22 protein-coding genes are annotated in these 24,693 nt (G+C 36.5%); 7 read left to right on the top strand and 15 right to left on the bottom strand.

The features are described from left to right. The gene (locus C7Y47_RS09190) at positions 1–1,080 is read right to left on the bottom strand and encodes a D-alanine--D-alanine ligase (protein WP_142508505.1); all 1,080 of its coding nucleotides are present in this window, start codon (positions 1,078–1,080) and stop codon (positions 1–3) included. Positions 1,081–1,544: 464 nt separating this feature from the next. After that, positions 1,545–2,297, bottom strand: a complete 753-nt coding sequence (locus C7Y47_RS09195) for a hypothetical protein (RefSeq protein ID WP_132361612.1) — start codon at positions 2,295–2,297, stop codon at positions 1,545–1,547. Positions 2,298–2,804: 507 nt separating this feature from the next. Here C7Y47_RS09195 and C7Y47_RS09200 point away from each other — a divergent pair. Beyond that, positions 2,805–3,992: an FtsW/RodA/SpoVE family cell cycle protein gene (locus tag C7Y47_RS09200; RefSeq protein WP_142508506.1), complete on the top strand. Its 1,188-nt coding sequence runs from the start codon at positions 2,805–2,807 to the stop codon at positions 3,990–3,992. A 60-nt stretch (positions 3,993–4,052) separates the two neighbouring features. Here the strand turns inward: C7Y47_RS09200 and C7Y47_RS24905 are convergent, their stop codons facing one another. Beyond that, positions 4,053–4,190 carry an Lmo0850 family protein gene (locus tag C7Y47_RS24905; RefSeq protein ID WP_166672133.1) on the bottom strand — a complete coding sequence of 46 codons (138 nt, stop codon included), beginning with the start codon at positions 4,188–4,190 and terminating at the stop codon, positions 4,053–4,055. Between the two features lie 573 nt (positions 4,191–4,763). Between C7Y47_RS24905 and C7Y47_RS09205 the strand changes: the two genes are divergently transcribed. From C7Y47_RS09205 to cls, 3 genes are all read left to right on the top strand, one after another. After that, positions 4,764–5,924 carry an MFS transporter gene (locus tag C7Y47_RS09205; protein WP_142508507.1) on the top strand — a complete coding sequence of 387 codons (1,161 nt, stop codon included), beginning with the start codon at positions 4,764–4,766 and terminating at the stop codon, positions 5,922–5,924. 582 nt (positions 5,925–6,506) lie between these two features. Next, positions 6,507–7,298: a YwqG family protein gene (locus C7Y47_RS09210; RefSeq protein WP_142508508.1), complete on the top strand. Its 792-nt coding sequence runs from the start codon at positions 6,507–6,509 to the stop codon at positions 7,296–7,298. A 187-nt stretch (positions 7,299–7,485) separates the two neighbouring features. Then, the gene (gene cls, locus C7Y47_RS09215; protein WP_142508509.1) at positions 7,486–8,943 is read left to right on the top strand and encodes a cardiolipin synthase; all 1,458 of its coding nucleotides are present in this window, start codon (positions 7,486–7,488) and stop codon (positions 8,941–8,943) included. 56 nt (positions 8,944–8,999) lie between these two features. On the opposite strand, the gene C7Y47_RS09220 is transcribed toward cls, so the two are convergent. The 4 genes from C7Y47_RS09220 to C7Y47_RS09235 form a co-directional block, all read right to left on the bottom strand. Next, entirely contained in the window at positions 9,000–9,776 is a 777-nt protein-coding gene (locus C7Y47_RS09220; RefSeq protein ID WP_142508510.1) for a M15 family metallopeptidase, read from the bottom strand. Positions 9,777–10,075: 299 nt separating this feature from the next. Then, positions 10,076–10,324, bottom strand: a complete 249-nt coding sequence (locus C7Y47_RS09225) for a hypothetical protein (RefSeq protein WP_142508511.1) — start codon at positions 10,322–10,324, stop codon at positions 10,076–10,078. Between the two features lie 57 nt (positions 10,325–10,381). Next, on the bottom strand, positions 10,382–11,137 hold the full coding sequence (gene yidC / locus C7Y47_RS09230; protein WP_142508512.1) for a membrane protein insertase YidC: 756 nt from the start codon (positions 11,135–11,137) through the stop codon (positions 10,382–10,384). 189 nt (positions 11,138–11,326) lie between these two features. Next, positions 11,327–12,121 (bottom strand): helix-turn-helix transcriptional regulator, encoded by a 795-nt coding sequence (locus C7Y47_RS09235; RefSeq protein ID WP_132361596.1) that lies wholly within the window; start codon positions 12,119–12,121, stop codon positions 11,327–11,329. A gap of 503 nt (positions 12,122–12,624) precedes the next feature. On the opposite strand from C7Y47_RS09235, the gene C7Y47_RS09240 reads away from it, so the two are divergent. From C7Y47_RS09240 to C7Y47_RS09250, 3 genes are all read left to right on the top strand, one after another. Beyond that, positions 12,625–13,275 carry a LytTR family DNA-binding domain-containing protein gene (locus C7Y47_RS09240; RefSeq protein WP_132361594.1) on the top strand — a complete coding sequence of 217 codons (651 nt, stop codon included), beginning with the start codon at positions 12,625–12,627 and terminating at the stop codon, positions 13,273–13,275. 529 nt (positions 13,276–13,804) lie between these two features. Beyond that, complete coding sequence (locus C7Y47_RS09245; protein WP_142508513.1) at positions 13,805–15,325, top strand: succinate CoA transferase; 1,521 nt, start codon at positions 13,805–13,807, stop codon at positions 15,323–15,325. A 119-nt stretch (positions 15,326–15,444) separates the two neighbouring features. Further along, on the top strand, positions 15,445–16,590 hold the full coding sequence (locus C7Y47_RS09250) for an MFS transporter (protein ID WP_142508514.1): 1,146 nt from the start codon (positions 15,445–15,447) through the stop codon (positions 16,588–16,590). A gap of 13 nt (positions 16,591–16,603) precedes the next feature. On the opposite strand, the gene C7Y47_RS09255 is transcribed toward C7Y47_RS09250, so the two are convergent. The 8 genes from C7Y47_RS09255 to C7Y47_RS09290 all read right to left on the bottom strand — a co-directional run bounded on the left by C7Y47_RS09255 (position 16,604) and on the right by C7Y47_RS09290 (position 24,510). Continuing rightward, positions 16,604–16,909 (bottom strand): hypothetical protein, encoded by a 306-nt coding sequence (locus tag C7Y47_RS09255; RefSeq protein ID WP_142508515.1) that lies wholly within the window; start codon positions 16,907–16,909, stop codon positions 16,604–16,606. A 778-nt stretch (positions 16,910–17,687) separates the two neighbouring features. Further along, a complete protein-coding gene (locus C7Y47_RS09260; protein ID WP_142508516.1) occupies positions 17,688–17,969 on the bottom strand; it encodes a GNAT family N-acetyltransferase in 282 nt (93 codons plus the stop codon). Positions 17,970–18,101: 132 nt separating this feature from the next. After that, positions 18,102–19,016, bottom strand: coding sequence for a DUF1002 domain-containing protein (locus tag C7Y47_RS09265; RefSeq protein ID WP_142508517.1), 915 nt, complete (start codon positions 19,014–19,016; stop codon positions 18,102–18,104). Positions 19,017–19,424: 408 nt separating this feature from the next. Then, entirely contained in the window at positions 19,425–20,282 is an 858-nt protein-coding gene (locus C7Y47_RS09270; protein ID WP_142508518.1) for a CvfB family protein, read from the bottom strand. 41 nt (positions 20,283–20,323) lie between these two features. Further along, a complete protein-coding gene (gene mntR, locus C7Y47_RS09275) occupies positions 20,324–20,743 on the bottom strand; it encodes a transcriptional regulator MntR (protein WP_132361580.1) in 420 nt (139 codons plus the stop codon). Between the two features lie 819 nt (positions 20,744–21,562). Then, positions 21,563–21,862, bottom strand: coding sequence for a late competence development ComFB family protein (locus tag C7Y47_RS09280; RefSeq protein ID WP_366151264.1), 300 nt, complete (start codon positions 21,860–21,862; stop codon positions 21,563–21,565). A gap of 169 nt (positions 21,863–22,031) precedes the next feature. Beyond that, positions 22,032–24,158 carry a heavy metal translocating P-type ATPase gene (locus C7Y47_RS09285; protein ID WP_142508520.1) on the bottom strand — a complete coding sequence of 709 codons (2,127 nt, stop codon included), beginning with the start codon at positions 24,156–24,158 and terminating at the stop codon, positions 22,032–22,034. Further along, complete coding sequence (locus C7Y47_RS09290) at positions 24,139–24,510, bottom strand: ArsR/SmtB family transcription factor (protein WP_142508521.1); 372 nt, start codon at positions 24,508–24,510, stop codon at positions 24,139–24,141. The genes C7Y47_RS09285 and C7Y47_RS09290 overlap by 20 nt, the downstream gene beginning before the upstream one ends. Positions 24,511–24,693: the final 183 nt, after the last annotated feature.

The following is a 24,693-nucleotide window of genomic DNA, read 5'->3' on the forward strand; positions in this document are numbered from 1 at the left end:
TCAGTCTTTTTTATAGTGAAGCTGTTGTTTTTCTTCAAAACGCTCAATTGCTAATGTAATCAGACGATTAATCAGCTCTGGGTAGCTTACATTTGTATGCTGCCATAGAAGAGGATACATGCTAACAGGTGTAAAACCTGGCATTGTATTTACTTCGTTAATATAAATGCTGTTATCGGCCGTCACAAAAAAGTCCGCACGAACTAAACCGCTTCCATCAATAGCTTTAAACGCACGCTTTGCTAGCTCCTGTAAGCTTGATACAGTATCTTTAGGAACCTCTGCTGGAATAATAAGGGCTGTTGAGCCATCTTTATATTTAGAGTCATAATCATAAAATTCAGTAACTGGTTTAATTTCACCCGGTACAGAAACTTCCGGGAAGTCATTTCCTAGCACAGCTAGTTCAATTTCACGAGCGACAATACCTTGCTCAATTACAATTTTACGATCATATTGTAAAGCGATTTCGATTGCCTTCACTAATTCATCGCGGTTTGTTGCCTTGTTAATTCCGACACTTGATCCCAAGTTTGCAGGTTTCACAAACATCGGCCAATCCAACTTTTCTTCACAACGATCAAGGATAGCCTCCTGTTCATTAGCCCATTCGCTACGAATGAAGTACGTATACGGCACTTGTGGTAAGCCGGCAATTTCAAATAATTGCTTCATGATTACTTTATCCATGCCAGTTGCAGATGCTAATACACCATTTCCTACATACGGCAAATTTAAAACCTCAAGTAAACCTTGAGCAGTTCCATCTTCACCATTAGTACCATGAAGTAATGGGAAAATTACATCGAATTGTACAGTTTTACCATCTTTATCCATTAAAAAATTTGTAATATTATTTTCTAAAATAGTGGCATCATCACCAAATTGTAATTCTTCAATTGTACTTGCAGGTTTATTTAGACGCTCGCCGCGGCGCCACTCTCCTTCAAGTGTAATGAAAATCGGATATACTTCATACTCCTCGAAATTCAAAGCTCCAGTGACTGCACGTGCTGTCGATAATGACACCTCATGCTCCGCTGACTTTCCACCGTATAATAAACCGATTCTTTTTTTCATTTTTGTGCCCTCCGCATACTTCTTGAGTACTATTAGTTTATCATGAAACGTCTTGACAAATGACATCAATTTCACCTTGGCGTAATTACGTCCAAATTTTGTGAGGATGTAAAGTTTTTAGCCTAAGATCCTCTATTTCAATAGGTGTTTGGATACCCTCTGAAAAGGTACCACATCCTCATTCATCTCACCACCAGTAAAAGTGAGTATCTTGTGTAGCTGACTGAAGATAAAAATCTCACCGTATTTTTGACGGTGAGATTTAGTGTATATTCATTCTACATACAAATGAATAGATCAATTATGCCTAGGCATAATTGCGTCAGGAATCAGCTTTGTGCATAGGCCAACAGATGCTTTATAGCGAAGCGTCAGCGGTATGATGTTGGTCACTCAGTCGTTGACACAGGATGTGGTGTCCTTAGACTGAGTTCCTCTATTTCAAGGATACCCGCTGAAAGAAGTTAAATAATATAAATCAATTCATCGTGCTCATTTTTCAAAATTGTATTTAAATCATCCCATACCTCATCAGGAAAGGAGTATTCTGACAGATTGCGAATTTCGATACCGTAAGCTACTTTAGGTTTTTCAATTCGATACAATGATAACAGTGCTCCGTCTTTAGTAAAAGAACGATAGGCACGCAAAAATTCAGGTGAAATAGAAGGAATACTCGATTTCACTTTCCGTCGCCAAAAACCAGTGCTACGCTCCTTTTCACGAATCAAACTGTTCAAAACATTCGCAATGAGTAAATCGAAATCACTTAAATGGCGAAAATAAATTTTAGTCATTTTCTCTAAATCTGAAGAATAGTAAACAAATTGATTTTGCAATTTATTAAAAAATGGTGAAGTTATCGGTTCCTTTTTATGACTTATGTAAAGCAATTCTCCTTGTTCCATCGGTGTTAGTTGGTCTAGCCTCTTCTCATCCATAAAGTCTATCCAACATAATTCTTTAGATTCAGTAGCTTTCTTTACAAACTGAGGTACTTCCTCCTCTGGTACATAATCAAACTGTGTATGCATATTAAAGGAACCATCTTCATAGGAATGTTTCAATAACAGTAAGTGATGCAGTGGTTCAAGTGCAGCCACAAATTGCGAGAATTTAAGCCCGCTAAAAATAACAAATTTATCGACATCATTCATATGAACATAAACATGATACATAAAATCGTCAGCTGACTTTAATTTTTTAGCCACAACCATCACCCCATTCTTCACTACATTATAAAACTAAACATGAATTTTTTGAAACATTTTATGTTAATAATCGTCATAACAATATTCACAGGCGTAAAAATGTTTTTTAAGGTATAATATGAATGTTAAAGATGCTGTTGTATATCTGTTTTTAACCACTCTGAATGAACAAATTTTCAAGAATATAATTCTATTCATTTTTACAAATAACTGCGAGGATTCTAAGCCAAAAGCAAGCATCGAACCTCATCGTTAACACACTTACTTCGGCATGAATATTTACCTCTTTACCTAAGGTGAATCAGCTTTGTGCTTGGACAAAGAGCTCATTTCCGATTCAACTTCTTTCGCGGGTATTTGAAAAGTAGCTTAAATCCGCATGCATTTCACCACCGAAAGAAGTGGGAGACTTTTGTTGAAAGAAGTTAAATATATTTGGTAGCATATTGAATTGGAATTAATTTGAATCAAATTTACTCATGAAGAGATACTATATTAATTTAGGTGGCTTGTATGGAAAATAAACGAAATTTCGCGAATCGTTTTGACTGGACGCTCGCTTTTATACTTTTAACCTTCCTAGTCATAAGTTTGTTAGCCATTGCGTCGGCGCAAACATCAGGTCAGTATGGCGTTAACTATGTTCCTTTACAATTGCGATGGTACGTCATTTGCTCAGTAATTATTGGAATAGTTATGTTTTTTGAACCTGACCAATATAAAAAAATGTCTTGGTATATGTACGGTGCTGGCATCGCCTTATTAGTACTACTTATCTTCATGCCAGAAGGAACAGGACAAATCGGTGAAAAAATTAATGGTGCAAAAAGCTGGTATCACACACCTCTAGGGAATATTCAACCCTCTGAGTTTATGAAAACCTTTTACATTCTAGCACTTGCCCGCCTTATTAGTAAGCATAACGAGGTTTATTCTTTTAGATCGGTAAAAACAGACTTCATATTGCTAGCTAAAATCGCTGCTACACTGTTACTACCTTTAGCTCTTATCATGAAGCAGCCTGACCTTGGTTCAGCATTAGTATTCTTTGCCATTACAGCTGCTGTTGTTATTGTAGCAGGTATATCGTGGAAAATTATTTTACCGACTTTTATAGGTGGCTCTTTAGTGGGTGGTTCTCTTTTATGGATGGCGCTCTATATGCAGAGTTTTTTAGAGAAAACATTCGGCTTTAAACCATATCAGTTTGCTCGAATCTATTCTTGGCTAGACCCATATTCATATTCTTCTAGTGATGGATACCATTTAATTACTTCCTTAAACGCTATTGGTTCAGGTGAAATTTTCGGAAAAGGTTTCCGTGGTCGCGAGGTTTACGTTGCCGAAAATCATACCGATTTTATTTTTACGGTTATCGGAGAAGAATGGGGTTTTATTGGTGCTAGTATCGTTATTTGTATGTTCTTTTTATTAATCTATCATTTAACAAAAACTACACTATTATTGAAAGATCCATTCTCAACATATGTATGTGCCGGTATTATTGCAATGATTACATTCCACGTACTTGAAAATATCGGTATGACTATTCAACTTTTACCTATTACCGGTATTCCCCTACCGTTTATCAGTTATGGGGGAAGTTCATTAATGGGGAACTCGCTAGCCATCGGTCTTGTTTTCAGTATGCGTTTCCACTATCGTACTTACATGTTTACTACTCACGATGATGATGATTAATAATGAATATAAAAAATGGGTAGTCTCAATTACGAGACTACCCATTTTCATTTGAACGAGTTAAGCTTGAACTTGCGGAGTTTGCGTTGGTGGTGTGAGCACTTTTAAAAGTTCAAGTCGAGACTTTGTTACAGTGGCTGTCACACCCAACTTAGATAAATTCGAAACGATCTTTTTCAAATCTACTTCTTTTTTCATACATTCCACCTCAATCTTTCCTCGAATTTATATAACGTTTTATTTCCAAAAAAGTTTCATTTTTGCAAGTGTATGATGTCTGACGAGTTAATCTCTTTCTATCATACCATTTAACTCTGCTTTAAAATTTTTCATTTCTGTTACAATGTAAATTTTTCCTTAACATACTATTCACCATCTTATCATCAACTATAACGTGTTAATAAATGTAATTCCCTATAAACTTATTTACCACTAAATAGCAAAAATTATCACTATGCGACAATCGATACAAAAAATTTAAAATGGAATGAGTCCATTTAGTTACTTTATAACTCGTTATTAATTTTTAGTATCAATATAATTTCATTGTTAACAGTCTGCCGTTTTTTATACATTGTTTTAGCCTCTTTTCTCTACTGCAATCCAACTCTAATCACTTAACATGGTATGCACCTTAGCAAATGTCATCCCCTACTTTTAGTAATGAGCCATTAAGCACTTAAATTGTTTTGTCTTCCGTTTTCTTGTAATAACAATAACAAGAGAGGTAGAATATACATACTAAAATATCGTATGAAAGCAGGGTACTGTATGAAAAAGGCAATTTTATTATTAATGTCTGTTCAATTCCTCGTCTACCTAGGATTCGGGATTATTATACCGGTCTTACCCGAGGTAGTAGTTCAGCAAAATTGGGATGATTTACACGTAGGTGGCCTACTTACAGTGTACTCGCTTGCAAGTTTTTTCACTGCACCATTTTGGGGTATGCTGTCCGATAAGGTAGGTCGTAAACAACTTATATTAATAGGCCTAGCTGGTTTTAGCTTAAGCTTTGTTATTTTCTCTTTATTTATTGATAATTTAGCAATGTTGTACTTCTCACGTGTTGTGGGCGGTTTATTCTCTGGTGCACTATACACATCTGTGACAGGCTTTGTAGGAGATATGTCGAGTGAGGAGGATCGCAATAAATATATGGGTTTCATGGGCATGTCCATCGGGCTCGGTTTTATTTTTGGTCCTGCAATTGGCGGTATGCTCGGACACTATAGCCTGCAACTACCATTTGTCGCTTCTGCAACACTAATTGCACTATTATTTATTTATGCAAGTTTTGTTTTAAAAGAACCTACAAAACGAAAAGATACAAATAAACGTACCATCGTGCCGAAGGGTGCGGCCAAAATGCTGCAGTACCGTGTGCGATATTTATTTATGTTCTCATTTTTAGTAACTTTTATGCTTGCCGGAGTAGAAGCAACGTTCCAGTTATTCCAAATTGATCGAATTCAAATCACACCGTTACAAATTGGTTATTTGTTTATGTTTAGTGGCTTTGTAGATGCAGCTATTCAAGGCGGTGTTGTTAGACGTATTAAAAATGGCAGCGAGACAACTTGGTTAATAGGTGCACAAATTGTCACAGCTATGGGTATGCTTTTATTCACTTTAACAGCTAATTTAATTATGGCGGGTTTTGCCCTTTGTGTTTTCACAGCGGGAAATGCGCTTGCAAGAACATGTGTCGTATCTCTTTCGACCAAAGAATCTGGTGGTCAATACGGGACTGCTGCCGGTCTTTCTTATTCAATGGATAACCTAGGACGCATACTAGGTCCACTATTCTTCACTTGGCTATTTACGATGCAATCTAGTCTAGGCTATTATACTGCAGCAGCAGTAGCATTCGTTTCAATAACTTTAATATTTATTTTTAAGGCATCAAATAAATCTTTACGACTTGAATAATTTATTGATAAAAAGCCGTAACTTAATAGTAATTCGAAGTTTATAGAACAACACAAGAAATATTGGACCCATTAATTATGCCTCGGCATAATTGCGTCCGGAATCGGCTTTGTGCGAAAGCGAAGCGGCAGCGGCAAAAGGGTTTTATCTGCGCGAAAGCGAAGCGGCAGCGGCAACAACATGACGCAGGTTAGTTAGTCGTTTTATCGCATGGATGCGATAACGGCTATCTTCCTATGTGAACTCCTTTCCGATTTCATTGACATCTGCCGGAGGTTTTGGGCCAACAGATGTTTTTTGCACGAAAGCGTAGTGCTAACGCAGCGTCAGCAATGTTTTTTTGACTGTGCGAAAGCAAGCGGCAGTAACAGCAAGATGTTGGCCACTCAGTCGTTGCCACAGGACGTGGCGTTCTTAGACTGAGTTCCTCTATTTCAGCGGATGATTTCCTACTGAAAAATGACTTAAAACCGCATTCATTTATCACCTATAGAGGTGGAAGACATCTGTACCTGTCGCTACGCTTTCGGTTAAAAGACATCCTGCTAAAAGAAGTTATAGCAGAATATCGGAGGGCTCTGCATGAACAAAATAACAAATCTTTTACTTCCAAAAGAGCTAGAATCGTTTCGTTTTGAAATTGAAGACACACTACTTTCCGCGATGGTTATCACGCCATATAAACGTTCAACTACGTTAACAGAAAGTAAATTTGCTGGGGAACCTTATATACCCTATTATCAAACATATCCAAAAGATATTACAGGTGAGCCTATGCGGCTATTAGCTCAAATTAACTTTGCAGAAATGCCACCACTAAAGGATTTCCCATCTCAGGGTATTTTGCAATTTTTTATTTCATCTAATATTTTCGTGAATGCTGATCATTATCATGAGGATATTTTCCAGCAATTTTATAAAATACGTTATTATCCTACTGTAAATTTTGAAGCGACGGTCCCTAGACAGGATTTTTTAGCACAAACAGCAGATGACAGTTTCCCTATCCGCCAGGAGTTAGCATTACAATTTCAAGCGAGCCTAGAACCTGTATCTGCTTTAGATTATCGCGCGGTACATTATTTACCAAACTTAATTCCTTTATCACAAGATGTTGATTTACGAGAGATTTATCTTCAATATTTCTTAGGGGCTGGAGCTAAAATCGGTGGTTATGCCTATTTTTTAGAGGAAGATATTCGTCACGGATCGCAGCTCCTTAAACGGTATGATGTATTGTTACTCCAAATCGACTCTAATGATGAAATCGGTATTATGTGGGCGGATAGCGGCGTTGGGAAGTTTTTTATTAATCGAGAGAAGCTTCTTCAAAGGGATTTTTCTGATATTTTATTTCAATGGGAGCATTATTGATCCTCATTCGAAAAATGTAGCGGCAGCTTATAACAATTACGGAAAGGCGAAATTGATTTTGGATTACCTCGCTAGTTTCGGAGGTAATCCTTTTCCATGCTTACTAACAAAATTCGTATCTTCTTTCCACATATAAAGTAAGCTATACTAGATATATTGCGAAAATATAGTAAAGGCAGGTGTAGAAATGAGTATTTTTACTGACTTTGGATTTCTAGTATCTTTGATTATGTTTATCAATATTTTAGCAGCATTGGTCATAATTTTTTTAGAGCGTAAAGATGCCACTTCTACATGGGCATGGATTCTCGTACTATTTTTCATTCCTTTAGGTGGGTTTATTTTATACTTGCTATTCGGACGACAATTACGGAGAAAGCATTTATTCCGTTGGGAAGGACGCAAGGATATTGGTATCGATAACCTCATTAGCTATCAGACAGAAGCGATCCGAGATGATACGTTCGAGTATCGCATAGAAAATGCGGAAAATTATAAAGAAATGATTTATATGCATCTTAAAACAAATAATGCAGTATTAACACAGGACAACCACATTGATATTTTTGATGATGGTGCAAATAAATTTGAGCAACTTCTGAAAGATATTGAGGTAGCAAAAGATCATATTCACGTTCAATATTATATTTTCCGTCTAGATAACTTAGGTACAAGCATTATTGATAAACTTATAAAAAAAGCAAAACAAGGGGTTAAGGTAAGAATCTTATATGATGAAATGGGCTCACGCAACGTTAAAAAACGCCATTTCAAAGAATTGCTTAATGCAGGCGGTGAAATCGAAGTATTTTTCCCATCTATTTTTCCGCTTATAAACCCTCGTTTAAATTTTAGGAATCACCGGAAAATTGTTGTGATTGATGGCCGTATTGGTTACATCGGGGGCTTTAATGTCGGGGATGAGTATCTTGGTCTACAAAAGAAATTTGGCTATTGGCGAGATACACATTTACGTATTGAGGGTAGTGCCGTACATCCATTACAAACACGCTTTTTACTTGATTGGAATCAAGCTTGTGCACAACATAAAATGGGTTATTCAGACCGTTACTTCCCCGCTATTCCGAAAAAAGGTGATGTGGGCTTACAAATCGTGTCTAGTGGCCCTGACTCTGAATGGGAACAAATTAAAATTGGTTATTTAAAGCTTATTAATATGGCGAAAAAATATATATATATCCAAACGCCATATTTCATACCCGATGTTAGTTTTTTAGAAGCTATTAAAATTGCGACGCTTTCAGGTATAGATGTAAGGATCATGATTCCGAATAAGCCTGATCATATGTTTGTTTATTGGGCTACATACTCATACGTAGGACAATTATTGCGTGCAGGTGCAAAAGTTTATATTTACGAGAAGGGCTTTATTCATGCTAAAGCAATTATTATTGATGATGAAGCATCTACAGTCGGAACTGCAAACCTTGACGTACGAAGTTTCAGTTTGAATTTTGAAGTTAATGCATTTATCTATGACTCAACGATTTCACATCAGCTTGCTGAGCTGTTCGAAAAAGATATTTTTGATTGTACTGAATTAACTTGGGAAATGTACAAAAATCGTTCTGCACTGATTAAATTTAAAGAATCAATTTCACGTTTATTAACACCTATCTTGTAGAATGTAGAAAAGGAAGAGAGCTAGTTCATTAATTATGAACAACTCTCTTCCCTTTTTTATTTCACACCTAAATATTCTTCTAGGGTAATATTTTGTTTTTTAATGTCTTTTGCTATGTCTACACCAACATAACGATAGTGCCAAGACTCATACATATAACCTGTGATATCTTCTTTATTTTTGGGGAATCGTAAAATAAAGCCGTAGTCTTGAGCATGCGTAAATAACCATTGTCCAGCTGGCGTCTCACCGAATTCTTCAGTTAGCCATAAACTATTTTTGCCGTTTTCCCCTATATCAAAGGCCAAACCTGTTTGATGTTCTGAATAACCTGGTCGAGCACTATAGCGATCAGCAGCAGCTTGCCCATCACGTTTAGCATAGTTATTATATAATGTTGTTTGATATTCAAAAGATCGATAGCCGCTAAATGCAACTAAATCAAAACCTTGTTGTTTTGCTGCCGCAAACATTTTGTTTAGAGCTTGACGTGCCTCAGGATTTTCTTCAGGCGCAAAGGTAGATGGTAGCGGATATATTTTATTCGCTAATAAAATACCTTTAATATATGTCGGCTCAGTTGGTAATGTTTGATTTGGTACATAGCCATTTTTATCTGTCTTCTGCTCTGGCTTCACAGGATTATCTGCTGTTTTTTTCGGCTCTTCTTTTGCAGCTGGATCTTTTTTAGTTGGTTCTGCTGTTTGTTGTTTTTCTTCATCTGATGCATTACTTACCGGTTTATTTTTATAGTTATACACTACGAAAATAGAGACAATAAGCGCCACTGAGATTACAGCACCAAGGATGAGTGGTAAACGTTTCTTTTTCACTATTTTTTACCCCTTTTAAAGTTATCCAGTACTACATAGTAAGGATTTTCTTTTAAAGAATCAAATCCATTGTAGAAAGAACAGTCCTTCAGTAAGTACCGATACTAGTTTTTACTATATTGGTATAGTCTCATTTTACCATTGTTCACAATTTAGAGTGAGGTTTTCACCAATTATTTTTAAACTTCTTTTCGCAATCAAACACCTTTACCTGTCGCTACAGAAAATAATTGCAGAAAGAAGTTTAAACCTCCGACGGATGTCACGGAACTATGCCAAGGCAAATTGATTTTACTCTGTTAGTCTGTGAAGATAATAATAAACACTACTATAGAAGCAATTGAGAAAAAGATTGCCATGTACTTCATCCATTTTGCCTCTTTTACATAACCTTGCTCTTTAAAACTTTTTGCCCTAAAGCCATTCGATACGGCAAACATAATAGTCATTGCCAATACTGCAAAATTAAAATTACCTATGATAATAAATACGATAGCCGCAATACTAAAAATCGCGACTAGAATAGATGATAGCAACTTTATGTTCATCTTGCTGTCCTCCTAAAAAAATCGAGGCTACATAGGCGCCTCGACAAAGATTATTTTTTAGTTTACTTTTTCCGGATGCTCCGAATAAAATTTCCGACCGATATATGTTTGAATAATCAACAACGCACCGCTGACTGACCAGTAAAGTGGTAGGGCTGCCATAGATGTCATCGAGATAAAGACAATCATAATTGGTGAAATATAAATAAACATTTTCATTTGTGCTTTTTGTTGCTCTGGTACTGTCCATAATGATACACGTGCTTGAACTAAATATACAAGACCCGCGACAATTGTCATAGCGATATCAGGTGAACCTAAGCTAAACCATAAAAATTCGTGTGCTTTCACGTCTGTAGAATATAAAATGGAGAAATAAAGACCCATGATAATTGGCATTTGAATTAACATTGGTAAACAGCCCATGTTGAGTGGATTGATACCATGTTTTTGATATAATGCCATCATTTCTTGTTGATACTGCGTTTGCTCTTCTTTTGTCTTTGCTTCCTTCATCTTTTTCTGAACAGCTTCCATTTCAGGCTTAAACGCATCCATTTTCATTTTCATCTTTTGCTGGGAACGGTAATTTTTTAACATAATCGGCATTAAGATTAAACGAATAAGGACCGTAATAGCAATGATTGCTAAACCATAGCTACCTGAAAAAGTGTTACCGAAAAATTCTAATAAAAATTCCATTGGTTTTACAAAGACACTATAGAAAAAACCTTCTTTGTTTTGCACAGCTTGACAGCCACTAAGAACAAAAACGACGAGTCCAAGCATTGAAAATAGCTTCAAATTTTTCATTTTTCCACCTACTATTATTTATCAACTAAAATGAAGTATACATTATCTGACCTATCTTTATCAAATAGCAAGTGCTACTTATTCCATAGTATAAAAAAGATGCGAGCTTTAGCATCGCTAATGCGTCCGCATCTTTTTATTAATCTTATTTATTACCCATTGTGAACAATATTAGATATTCTTCTGACTTTAGACGTTTTGAAGTTCTGATTCCGCCATCTCAAAACGATAAAACTCGTGATGTAGTTCATCTCGGAAATGTTTGGGTGTTACCCCAGTATATTTTTTAAAGATGCGGGTAAAATAACTTTGGTTACAGAAATGGAATTGATCTGAAATAGAAGTAATACTTTTATTAGTGTGTCTTAGATAGTACTGTGACTCTTCTACTCGACGAACATTTAGATATTCAACTAGTGTAATACCAACATGTTCTCTAAAAATACGCGATAAGTGACTAGTACTAATATGGAAGTTATTTGCGATGCTTTCCACTGTTAAGTCATTTTCTAATTCATCATTTATATACATAATTACTTTATTAACTGTCTGGTGACGGAAAGTCGGTTGCTTGCGGTCTGCAATAAAATAGACAAAGAAATCGATTAAATCATCAGCAAATTGTAAAAATTCTGCGTCTTTCATTTGATTTTCGATCATATCATTACAAGCAATATTAAAAGCAAATGCTTTCTTCGAAGGAACTTGATTGTCTAGCAATTTACGAGCAACAATTGACGACAAAACAGAAAAATAACTTCGGACAATTTTAATGACTTGTTTGCCAAAACGTATTGAAAGAATATCAATTAATTCATGCAAAGATTTTTTAGCTTTTGCCGATTCTAAATGGTAAATTTCAAATATTAATTTCGACTCAATATTAAAAAATTCTTCTATACCGATGTATTGATTAATACTATCGATTTCTTGAAAGTATCTTTTGGATATCGTTTCTGACATAGAATGTTGATGTAGTTGCATAATCTTCCCCATCTTTCTTCAGATTGCACGAATTGCTTTTACATTTTTTGACACCTATCTATTTCATATAAGAAAATAGTATTTCCTTAATAATTGTATGAATTGAGTCATATTTCACAATTATATAATTGAATATAACTTAAAAATAACCCAACTAAACCACTAGTTTACAAAAAAAATAGACTATAAAGTGAATTTTACCATATTCTGCGATTTCCTTTCAACCACATTTTGTCTCTCGCACTAGTTCTAATTTATCATATATACATAGTAGAAACTTCGTAAACTTATTTACCTATATTTAGATTTTACCATATACATACTAAAAAGAATTAGTAATTATTTAAAATATGTTACAAATTATGTAATGGATTTTACAACTTTATATTTCATCAATCGACATTTCTCTTTTTTATTCCGAAATCTTCTCTATATAATTTATACGAATATGTAGTAAAATAGATGATAATACTATTTTTAAAAGTTTAGACGAGGTGTTAAAATTGGAACCAAAACAAATAGAAGAAATTATGGAAATTATTAAGGAGTTCTTCCCTGAGAATACTTCCATTGCAATTTCCGATACAAACGAATACTTGTACTACCAACCGAGTAAAAAAGTTGATTTAAAAATTAAACCTGGCGACCCGATTAAAGAAGGCTCTGCGGCTCATAAAGCGTTAAACTATGGACAAAAGATTAGCTCTTATATTGAACCTGATGTATTTGGGGTAGCCTATTACGGCATGAGTATTCCTTTAATGGAAGAAGGGGAAACAAAGGGTGCTATCACTGCGATCTTCCCACAAAAGCCGTCAGCATTTTTAACGAATTACATTACAATCAAAATTGATGATTGTTGGTACCCAATCAAGCATGATCAGGTCATTTATCTTGAAACACAGCTCCGAAAAACATTTGTTAAAACAATGAGTCGTGAAGGATATCACCGCTTAAACCTAAGTGATCTTGAGCTATTTTTAGCCCCTGACTCATTTATACGTTGTCACCGCTCTTATATCGTTAACATTGACTACATTGATGAAATTCAACCAGATTCACATTCAACGTTTTTATTAATCATGAAAGACGGTACCCGTATTCCTGTTAGCCAACGCTATGCAAGTTACTTCCGTCGTTCTTTAGGTTTCTAATTTTGTAAAGTACAGCGAGCAATTTTGATTGTTCGCTGTACTTTTTTCTTACTGTTCCTCACCACAATAGTTTGAAATGACATTAGGTAAAGCTCATCGGACGCCCTAGGAAGCTTTGCTCTGTGCGAAAGCGCAGTGTAACGAAGCGGCAGCAACAAATGTTTTCTGTAGCGAAAGCGAAGCGGCAGCTACAAATGTTTTTTCTGTGCGAAAGCGAGTGTAACGAAGCGCAGCAACAACAAAGTCCTAGCCGGAACGGAAATCACTTCTTTATTATTATTGTTATAAACTCTCTAAAAATAAAGCAACTCTACTTTAAACCGTTTTCTCTGTCAAAAATTCGATTTTATGCTCATTTTTCCTCTTTTTACTCAATTTAATGCTATTTCTAAAGTTTTTGTGACAATTTGGTGATAGTATTATTCAAATGGTTGGAGTCATACTACAACTGAATAAACAGAAAATTCTTACACGTTTTTTCTAGTTTTGTAATCGGTTTCCATCAAACATTTTAGGGGAGGATTTTTTTATGGATGCAAATGTTCAAAAACGCCTAGGCTTAAAAGAACTTGAAAGTAAAATTGTTACTGCTGAAGAAGCTGCAGCACTGATTTCAGATGGTGATGTAGTTGGTATGAGTGGATTCACTCGTGCGGGGGACGCAAAAGTTGTTCCTATGGCTTTAGTAGAGCGCGCTAAAAACGAAAAATTCAAAATTGATGTATATACAGGAGCTTCTTTAGGACCTGAAGTAGATAAATACTTAGCTGATGCTGGTGTTATCCGCAAACGTGGACCATTCCAAGGAGATGCAACGATCCGTAATTTAATTAACTCTGGTGATGTCCTATATGTAGACGCTCATCTTTCACATAACGCTGAATTAGTTCGTCAAGGAATTATTGGACCAATTAAATATTTAATTCTTGAAGCTGTTGCTATTACAGAAGATGGATTTATTATCCCAACAAACTCTGTAGGTAACTCACCAATCTTCGCTGATTACGCTGAAAATATTATTGTCGAATTAAATATCTCTCATCCAGAAGCTTTAATAGGTATCCACGATATCTATGTACCAGGTGAGCAAGGTCAACGTGAAGCAATCCCAATGACTGATGCTATGCAACGCATTGGTGACATCGGTATTAAAGTAGATCCAGCTAAAATTAAAGCGATTGTTATTTCTGAAGAGCCAGATGCTCCTTCATTAATCGTTCCGCCAGATGAAGAAACACAAACAATGGCGAACATTTTATTAGACTTCTTCAGCGATGAAATTAAAGCTGGTCGCTTAACAAAACAATTAATGCCATTACAATCTGGTGTAGGTTCTGTTGCAAACGCTGTACTTGACGGCTTCGCAAATTCAGAATTTGAAGATTTAGTTGTTGCTTCTGAAGTACTTCAAGATGCTGTATTCAACTTAATTGATGCTGGTAAAGTTAAATTTGCAGCAGCTACTTCAATTACACTGACAGAAGAATTACAGAAAAAAGTATATGGCAACCTAGAGAAATACGCTGATAAAATTTGCTTACGTCCACAAGAAATTTCTAACCACCCAGAGCTTATCCGTCGTTTGGGTCTAATCTCAATCAACACTGCTCTTGAATTAGATATCTATGGCAACGTAAACTCAACACACGTATCTGGTACTCGTATGATGAACGGTATCGGTGGTTCAGGTGACTTTGCACGTAACGCACGTCTAGGTATTTTCGTTACTAAATCATACGCAAAAGGCGGCGCTATCTCTTCAATCGTGCCAATGGTTTCTCACGTAGACCACACTGAGCATGATGTTGATGTAATCGTAACTGAGCAAGGTATTGCTGACTTACGTGGTCTTGCACCACAAGAGCGTGTACCTTTAATTATCGAAAACTGTGCACACCCCGATTACAAAGAACAACTTTGGGATTACTATAACCGTGCTCTAGAAGCAACTGGCGGCCATCAAACACCTCATATTTTAGAGGAAGCACTTTCTTGGCACGTAAATCTTGCTAAAAATAAAACAATGAAAAAAGAAGTTGCTAAAGCTTAATTTTCATCATTCAGAAACGCCTCATAAGTTAAAAAACTTATGAGGCGTTCTTTTTTGTCGAGAATGGTATAATCAGTGTTGGACTATCTTTAAATACATAACTTTTCATCGGAGGAGCTATGAAGAAACTTATCTATTTAATTATATTCTTGTCATTTTTCGACCTATTTACCCAGCTTCCTATCATGAGTACATATGCTGAATCCTTAGGGGCATCAGCCTTCTTTACTGGCCTGGCTGTAGGTATGTATTCTCTTTCCAATACATTTGGTAATATTATCTCTGGTTTTTTAACGGATCGTAAGGGACCATTCGTTATTTTAATCCTAGGTCTACTTACAACAGGTCTTTCACTTACCCTTTATAATTTAGTAGAAGATCCTATTGTTCTATTAGTAGTGCGCTTTGTACATGGATTAGTTGCGGGCTTAATTGTTCCTGCTGCATTCACCTTTTTAGCAAATGCAACTGAACAAGAGAAAAGAGGTAAGGGTAGTGCTATCTCTGGAGCTTTTGTTGGCATCGCCGCAATAATCGGCCCTGCCTTTAGTGGCATTTTAGCGAGTCGTACTAGCGTACCATTCGTTTTTAATATAACTGCAAGCTTTATGCTCTTGTTGAGTGTATTTGCCTTCTTTTTACTAAAATCAAAGCAAGTAAAAAAAGAAAAATCTGCACCGATTACAAACATTCCTAATCATGTACTTTTTACTAATACAGGTACATTAAAAGCCTTCTCTAGTGCATTCTTTTTAATGTTTTCTCAAGGGGTTATTGCCTATCTCCTTCCTCTAAAAGTACAATCTTTAGGCTTTGATTCACGTTTAAGCGGAACTTTGATGAGTACATTCGGAATTATTGCTGTACTCGTATTTATTTTACCGACTAACCGTATTTTCGATAGAGTGGCACCAATTAAAACATTATCACTTGGTATAAGTTTAATGGGGATCAGTCAATTATTAATTAGTCAGGCGGATTCAAGTACGTTACTTTATATTGCAATGGCCTGCTATGGTATCGGTTTTGGCTTCCTGTTCCCATCAGTAAATTCACTTTTAATCGACTCTACGACTGCTGAAATCCGTGGAAAAGCCTATGGTTATTTTTATGCCTTCTTTTCACTAGGAGTTGTCCTAGGTTCCTCATTACTTGGATGGCTCTCACTAGGTATTGTCAGCGGCTTTATATTTACCGGAATTGTATTATTAGCATTTGCAACAATCATTATATGTACACAAAAAAGACCTTCTCACGTTAAATGAGAAGGTTTTGTTATTATTTATCTTTCTGAATTTCTCCATTGTAGTAATGGATACCTGTATGTCCTCCACCTTCAGCAACCATTTCGTTTGAAGCTATTTTTGTTGGGGACGTTCCAGCTTCTGTCGCTACTTCAGTCGATATACGCTCTGATATGTCTTTGTGCATCTCCATATTCGTTGTATTCAAATAAGATGCTAATTTAGATTTTGTACTATTGAGCATACTTAATGCTTTATCACGATTTTCTTTTTTACTTAAATAAGATGCTGCTACAGCTAACCCTGCAATTAAAACACCTGTTCTTTTTCCTTTTGCCATTATAAATCCCTCCCAAAAATATAGAAACTGGCTCTATATTATATCTTTTCCTTATTATTTGAGGACTAAACATAATTTTTATATACGTTACAGCATATATAAAAAGAGAGATCATCTAAAATCCTTCGCCTCACCATATAAACAAAATTCATAGTAAGTCTGTATGTTCTCAGACATCGTTAATCAACCTCCTACTAAATTCTATTACAGGTATTTCTTGTTTATCACCAAAAATAAGGAATGCTATTTAAAGTACCCAATTGAAACTAAATTAAACCCCACGTTACGGTAAATATTTATGATTACAAAGGGCAGTTAAAGGGAAATAATGTATTAAAACTAATAATTGGAGAGTGATTATCATGAAAGATTTGGATTCAGTATATGATTGGGTAGACATGGCTTCATTAGTAGGTGGGGCAGGCATCTTAACAGTACTAATTTATAGTATTTTACTGTAAGGAATAGCATAGATGATTTGCAAAAATCAATTATGGCTCGGCATAATCTCCGCTGGCGCACAAAAAAAACATGTATAGCTGGCGCTTTGCGCTTTTGCTACAGATAAACACAATGCGTCCGGAATCGAAAAAGGGTTCTGTACATCCGCCGCAAGCTCTAACTGCTTTATTTAACAAGCAAATTGCCTTATTTTTTATCCCGCATTAACGGGCAGTAAGTTTCACCATACAATTTTGCAAATAGATGAGATTAAACTGCCCGTTAACGCTCGATTGGCAGCGGGGATAAAAAAATCTCCACTGATTAGAGTTTCACTTTATCGTTTTACATCATTATAATCATTAGATTTTTCAAATGCAGCAACTACATACGAGCAAACAGCTTCCATTTTATAACCTTTCTCACGCGCATAAGCTGCAGCATGATCCAACAATTTTTTTGCTACACCTTGGCCACGGAGTTTATCTGATACATATGTGTGATCCATTATCATTACTTGCCCCTTTTGTTGCCATGTAATTTCCGCTAATCTTTCCCCTTCTTGCTCATAAACAAAAGCAAGCTTATTTTCTGCCAGTTGTTGTAATTGAAATTCCATTTCTCACCACTCCTTTTTATCATAGTAACATAGCTCTTTACACGTAACACTAAAAAAGCCCCCTATGAAAATAAAAGAATCTGTTACCTTTCTCTAGTAATCAAGAGAAAGTGTTACAGATTCTTTTCTGAATTAATTAAACCATGATGCAATTGTATCCTTTAAATTAGCAAAGAAATTTTTCACACTTTCCCAGAATCCTTTATCTTCCATCAGTGATCCAAATTTATCTTTAATCGTATTGCTAATATCATCTAATTGTTTAGACCATTTACCAAAATCAATGTCTAGTTTACTAATTTTATTCATCAAATCAACTAGCAATTGACGGTCCTTGTCACTTAAATTAATTTCAAGCTTGTTTAATTGCTCTTGCACAATCTTTTCAACTTCTTCTTTACTTGCTGGCTTCGATTCTGCAATTTCTTTTTTGATTTCCGTTAGTAATTCCGCAACCTTAGCATCGTCCACGCCTGCCGATTGCGTTAGAGTAGTTGCTACTGATAGTTCATCATTTGCAACATCTGTACGATCAGTATCTAGCTTTTCACCTGTTGTTACTTCGTAAGCTTTATATATTCCCACTAGCGCTGAATGGCCTGTTACTGCCTTAGGCGCAGCCACCTGTACTATTGCATCTTCAATACCTGCAGTTAGCATGGCATTGGCATACATTTCAGAAGTAACCTGTGTAATATTTGACGGTGTAACAATTTCAATAACTAAGCCTTCTCCTGCATTTTTGCGCGTAATTTTGGCAGAAGAATACATACGAGAGCTAGAATTACTATCTTTAATATATTTAGTTAAGTCTTGACCTGAAACTGTTATTTCTTCAACTTCAGGCTCTTCATTGACTTTTAATGACTTTTTAACAGACTCTTTTTCAGTCTCAGATAAGTTTGCACCGTATACGACGATTGGTGCTCCTAATTTTTCATCAATTGCTTTAGGTGGCGTATTATCAGCTGCAAAACTTGTTGCTGGTGCCATCACGCCAAATACTAACATAGTCGCCGTTAGTATTTTTATCCACGTGTTTTTCAAATTGTGTGACCCCTTTCGTTAGATAACTCATTTGGCCTGTATAATGTTTGCCAATCAATTCTGCCTCGGCATACTTACCGCTGTCGCTTCGCTTTCGCGCAGTAAACATTTGCTGCTGTCGCTACAGATAAACAATGCGTCCGGATTCAGCTTTATGCTTGCAAAAAGAATTTCTTTCCGATTCCGCGACATCCGCCCGAGGCTTGACCTTCTTTCAGCAGATGTTTGACCTCACACTAAAAGAAGGTAAGTAATAATTAGTACGAAAAAAAGACGAGAAGGTTTCAAAGCAGCTCTCGTCATTTTCTTTAATTTCATCTTGTAACAAAAAACAATTGTAACTGCCCGTCACATAAAACATCTATAGCTGACGCTTTGCTTTTGCTACATAATAATTGCTGAAAGAAATTAAATTTCCTCTGTCCAACCGTCCTGCTGTTTCACCTTACCAGCTTTCATAAGCGTACCTAACGCTCGTTTAAATGCACCTTTACTCATTTTAAACATTTCTTGCACTTCATCAGGTGAGGATTTATCGCCAAATGGCATTTTGCCCCCTACCTCTTGTAGATAATTTAAAATTCTTTGTGCATCATCTGACAGACGCTCATGTTTACGTGGTAAAAGTGAACCATTCATTGAACCATCATCTTTCACATCAATAATACGAACTTCTACGTCTTGTCCAAGACGAGGTTCTGCATTACGCTCTGACTCATGAACAAAAATACGGTACGGGGTCTCCACACCTAATAAAAATGAGCCCACTGGTAATAAACGATATGGACGTGCCTTAATGTTTTTATTGTGCAATTCTTCAAATGCACCTTCATATAATTCCGAAATTTTTTCTTCAGTTGCTAAACGTCCAAATAAATCACCATTGCGATCTGTGCGTAATGTCATAAATAAATGGTCGCCTGGTGCTGGCCAAAGCTCTTTTACTGCAGGTAAATCTTCAGCTTTTACTAGCACCTCGCGTGAAGTACCGATATCTACAAAAGCCCCTTCGTGCTCGACTACTTTTAGCACACGAGCCCAGCCATATTCCCCTTGTACGAAAGCCGGGATAGCTGTTGTAGCCGCTAAATCGCCACGACGATCCGCAAATAAAAATACTTCAAGGCGGTCACCTATTGCAAGTGGCTCTGTTACCTCTGAAGCATTTAAGGGTAGTTCGTCAACTCCATTTGTTAAGATCCATTTCGATGCTTGTTGTTCTAAAACAGTTAACGTAACAACTTCACCTGATTTTAATTCGTTCATATTGTCTTCCTTTCCCTCTTACCATCATTTTCACAAAAACTTTAGAAATTATGATGTGTTCTAGATGCCTCTAGTTTTTTAACGATGTCCGGATTTTCTTCCATTACTTGCACAAGATCCGCAATTCGATCGATTGAGTTCCAACTTAAATGATGTTCAATTCCTTCAACATCATCGTAAATTCGCTCTTCATCTACACCAATGATTCGCAAAAATTGCTCTAGAAGCTCATGGCGCAGTACAAGACGTTTTCCAAGCTTTTCTCCTTTAGGCGTCAATGTAAGGCCACGGTATTTTTCATAAACTAAATAACCATCTTTATCTAATTTTTGAACCATTTTTGTAACAGAAGAAGGAAGAACAGATAATGCTTCAGCAATGTCAGACACACGAGCATACCCTTTATTTGTAATTAATAAGTATATTTGTTCGATATGGTCCTCCATACTAGGTGTTGGCATATCCTTTTCCCTCTCTTTCCTTTTCTTACTCTCTAGTTTACTACAAGCTTGCCTTAAAAGTTAACTGAAAATACATATGCCAGAAAAACAATACATGCGCAACCTAAAAAGAACCAACTTCATATGTTGGCTCCCCTTTATTTGGAAAATTTACGCAGATGAAATTAAGGTATCGTTTTAAAATAAAGTATGCTTTATGCAAAGCAAGGGGGTGATTTCCGTTCCAGGCTACTCGCTTTCCTGTGGGCGAGCGTCGAGCCGCTTCCTCCGCTGCGCTCCGTGCAGGGTCTCGCCTGTCTCGCTTTCCCACGGGAGTCGAGTAGCCTTCCACTCCAATCAACAATAGCTTAGCGCTATTATAAATTTCTTGCATTTCAAAAGTGAACACTTTGGCTACTCATCATTTTCGAACTGAATAAACTTATTTGTATCTGATGTAGCTACCACTTCGCTTTCACACATAAAACATTTATTGCTGAATTTTCATTTTATCATTATAAATTAGAGTGTCATGCCAGGGGATACACGTAATTGAATGGGTTGATTGGAGTGGAGACTGGGCGACTCCTTGGGGATTAGCGTCACAGATGAGACCCTGGAGCGAGCATCGCGAGTGAAGCGGCTCATCGGACGCCCCCAGGAAGCTCTGCTCTGCGCGAAAGCGAAGCGTCAGCGGCAAATGTTTTTTTCTGCGCGAAAGCGAAGCGTCAGCGGCAAAGCGCCCAGTCGGAACGGAAATCAACCCTCGCTTTGCCGAAAAACATACTCTATTGACATCTCATTGACCCAATAGTTTTTCAAAAACATGAAGAACCAACTTCATTTAGAAGTTGGCTCTTCCTTATGTCGAGGATGCTTATTTACCACATGTAATGCATGAATAATCTCTTTATTGATTCGTTCAATATTTTCAGGAGTATTCATCATTCTAAATGCTTCATCTCGGGTTTCCATAGATGTAACATACTTGCTAGGCAATGCATTTAGTGTAAGTGCCACTGTGTCAAGTTCACAGATTTCACATTTACAAAATGTTTGATATTCCGGTCCTCGTAGTAGAAAACTTACTAAACCACGTACAATTTCCTCTGTAACATTTACTAAAATAGGATCTGACATATTCAAACCTTCGCCTCATTTATATTTAATTGTTACATTATTCCTGAAACCATAATAACGTTAACGAAGCTTTTTTTCAAGAAACGCTAGTAGCATCTAGTTCAAAACATATTACTAGCTCCTTTGAATGATTTCATATCCTGCACCATTCCTTCAGGTTATATCTTATTCACCATTTCTTAGTTTTGATTAATCGCAATGAGTTAAACACAACTAGTAACGTAGCACCCATATCTGCAAAGATAGCAATCCATAATGTTAGCCATCCCGGGATAACGAGTAACAAAGCAACTAATTTTAGGGCTAAGGCAAATATAATGTTCTCTTTTATGATGCGTAATGTTTTCCTACTTAAGCCAATCGTATAAGGAAGCTTCGTTAAATCATCGCCCATTAATGCGATATCCGCAGTTTCTAGTGCTGCATCAGTGCCAGCACCTCCCATTGCAATACCGACATCGGCTGAGGCAAGTGCAGGTGCATCATTAACACCATCTCCTACCATCGCTACTGCACCATACTGTGCACGTAAATCTTTAATGGCCATTAATTTTTCTGCTGGTAATAAACTTGCTCTCACATCTGTCATATTTAAGGAAGTTGCAATTGCCTGTGCTGTTGGCTTTGCATCACCTGTTAGCATAACTTTATGTTTCACTTTTAAACCATTTAATTTATTCAACACTTCTTTACTTTCTTGACGTAATTGATCAGCAATACCAATCATCCCTATAAACTGATTATTACTAACAGCTGCTACAACTGTTTTCCCCTGTTGTTGAAGTTTTTCAACCTGTTCTTTTATCATTTCATCAACAGTCGTTAATGTAGCAATCCATTTTAAACTTCCTACATAGATTATTTGACCGTCTACCGTTGCGTAGGCACCCTTTCCTGTTACGGATTGAAAGTCTGTTGGTATAAGCTCTGTTAAATTTTCGTCATGCAATGCCTGTAAAATTGCTTTAGCTAATGGATGCTGTGATTGCTTTTCAACGGCCGCTACTAGCTGTAAAACATAATCCTTAGACATATTTTGCGATGTAAAAATATCCGTTACAGCAGGTTGACCTTTTGTAAGTGTTCCTGTCTTGTCAAATGCTATTGCTTCTATATGACCAAGTTGCTCTAAATGAATTCCGCCTTTAATAAGAACACCTTGTCTAGCTGCATTCCCGATTGCCGTAACAATAGCAACTGGTGTAGAAACGACTAATGCACATGGACAGCCTACAACAAGGACAGCTAATCCTTGGTAAATCCAATGTTGCCAATCACCTATAAATAAAGGAGGGATAACCGCTACAAGTAAAGCTACAATCATAATTGCAGGCGTGTAGTATTTCGCAAAGCGATCAACGAATTGCTGCGAAGGTGCTTTTTCTGCCTGAGCTTCTTCAACAAGATGAATGATTTTTGAAATTGTTGTGTCCTCTACTCGCTTTGTCACACGAACCTCTAGGGCACCTTCTTCATTTAATGTTCCTGCAAATACTTCGTCATCGATTGTTTTACTGACCGGAATAGATTCACCTGTAATCGCTGCCTGATTTACTGCTGACAATCCACTAACTACAATTCCGTCCATAGCAATCTTCTGACCAGGTTTAACGATTAAAATGTCACCAATCTCAATCTCCTCCGTTGGTAACTCCATCTCATGGAAATGTTCGCCATGTGCTCGCTTTATCGTTGCTGTTGGTGGAGCTATATCCATTAGCTGACGAATTGAATGACGCGCCTTATCCATTGAATACGCTTCAAGTGCTTCACTTACAGCGAATAAAAAGACAACTACAGCCGCTTCTTCCCATTCTCCTATAATGGCTGCACCGATTACCGCAATGGTCATTAGCGTCTTCATATCAAATTCAAAGCGCGCTAGATTGCGGAAACCTGTTTTAAAAATGCCAATTCCCCCAACTAGAATCGCGATAATAAACATCCCAATAGTAAGTGGCTCAGTTTCACTTCGCATTGCTCCAAACACATACCCAAGCACTATGAATAGCAAGGAGATTCCAGCTAATATATTTTCTGTTTTTCGATAAAAAGGTGTTGATTTTTCAATTGTTCTTACTGTTGATTGGGATACTTTTATGCCGTCGAAGGCACCTGCTTCTTCAAGCTGGTCAACGTCAATATTACCAATAACCATTATTTTAGAAGCACCAAAATTCACTTGTGCATCCTGGACTTCGGGAATAGCCTTCACGTTTTTTTCGAATTTTGCTGCACAGCTTGCACAGGATAAGTTTTGTAGCCTGTATTCTTGTTTAGTTGGTGTCGCTGTCATTTACAATCCCCTCTTTCACATGTTCGTAGGCAATCGTTACAATTTGATACACATGCTCATCAGCTAAAGAGTAGTACACTTGCTTTCCTTTACGATATGATTTCGCTAAATTATTATCTTTCAAATATCGTAAATGATGCGATGCTGTTGCTACTGAAGAGCCGATAATGGAAGCAACATCGCAAACACATAATTCATTTTTGACCGTTAAGGCATACGCAATTTTAAGTCTTGTTTCATCGGATAATGCCTTTAAAAATTTTGCTACTCCTGATAGATCTGGCATTTGCTGTTGTACCTTAATGACAGCTTCTTCATCAACATGTGTTATTTCACATACTTCTTTTGCCATTTTTTATCACCTCATTCAAATGTTCGTTTGATTGTTTTCAATATAACATAATATTCCATCATATTCAAACGAATATTTGAATGTAAATGATTTATATCACAGCTTTAAAAAATATCTTTATATACAAGCAAAAAATCTATCACTTCAATGTGAAAAATAAATAGTTTCAAACCCATTTAAATC

Source organism: Lysinibacillus sphaericus (assembly GCF_006864135.1).
Classification (GTDB): Bacteria; Bacillota; Bacilli; order Bacillales_A; family Planococcaceae; genus Lysinibacillus.